We start from the raw sequence: 1,213 nt of genomic DNA on the forward strand, positions 1-1,213 counted from the left end.
CTCCCTCGTGCTCCCTCGTGCTCCCTCGTGCTCCCTCGTGCTCCCTCGTGCTCCCTCGTGCTCCCTCGTGCTCCCTCGTGCTCCCTCGTGCTCCCACTATTTGGTGGTTCCTCGTTTCTCTTATCTCATTTTTTAGTAAAATTTCTAGCAGAATTTCTAGCGAAATTTCTTGCGAATTTTTCCGAAGACTCGGAGACTGCGGTGCAAATGGGGAGATTAATCGAGAGTATTCATTTTCACCGTGTAGACATCCAGAAAGACACTGATTATCTAAGCATTCCTCCGACCGACCAGCTGATTGTGCATCTCACGGGAGGGGCCGATTGCCTGTGGACCAAATTGGGGGGCCACGTGGGCAGCAAGGGCAACGCCTCCTGTGGGGAGGTGTGGTGTCTTCCTGCGGGGCGGCGCTACCAGAGCTACATTTGGGGGAAAGGGGAAATTGCTTATGCCCACCTCCTCTTCCGGAGCAAAGGGCACGTGGTGCCGCGGCAGGGTCTTACTTGTTACTCGCTCTACCTCCTCCTTCTCGAATACCTGAAAGCGCGTGTGAGCCGGAGTCGGGAAAGACAGCAACAGGTTTTTGCTCGCATAGAGGAGGAGGTGCGCTCCTTGCTACTACCTCCGCATCGGAAGGAGGGGGAGGACCATTACCTAGAGTCAATGAGCGCACTGGCCGACTACATTGCGCAGCATCTCGGAGAAGCGCTCACCTTACAGCGCCTTTCTTCCGAGGTTGGGCTAAGCGAGCACGAGCTTTTGATCGCTTTTCGAGCCCGTTTTGGCACCACCCCGGCCCAGTATATCATCAATGAGCGTATTCGTGAAGCACGCCGCCGTATGCATTCGCGGGCCTCACTCACTGCGATTGCCTACGAGGTGGGATTTAGTAGTTCCAGCCATCTTTCTGCTGTGATTAAGAAATATTTCGGGATCTCAACGCGGGAACTGCGGTCTTGGCAATCGATGGAAAACGAAAAAATACAGTCTCTGCTCGACTGGCGGCTGATCGGTTAGCAACCGGTGGTTGGTCACCACCCCATTATGTCGGCATCGCGAGGGGCGGCAATGGGGGAGACTCCATCGACTGCGAGAGGTCATTGTCTGCTCCGGGTGGCTCCCTGCACCACTGCGGGAGGCCATTGTGCGTTCGCAATGGGTCCCTGCACCACTGCGGGAGGCCATTGTGCGTCCGCAATGGGTCCCTGCACCA

General features: G+C 56.1%; 1 protein-coding gene. It reads left to right on the forward strand.

The annotated features are described in order from the left end of the window. Nucleotides 1-87 precede the first annotated feature (87 nt). A complete protein-coding gene (locus JIN78_RS17795) occupies nt 88-1,017 on the forward strand; it encodes a helix-turn-helix domain-containing protein (protein WP_200393144.1) in 930 nt (309 codons plus the stop codon). Nucleotides 1,018-1,213 lie beyond the last annotated feature (196 nt).

It is taken from the genome of Roseibacillus ishigakijimensis (genome assembly GCF_016595415.1).
In the GTDB taxonomy this organism is placed as follows: domain Bacteria; phylum Verrucomicrobiota; class Verrucomicrobiia; order Verrucomicrobiales; family Akkermansiaceae; genus Roseibacillus; species Roseibacillus ishigakijimensis.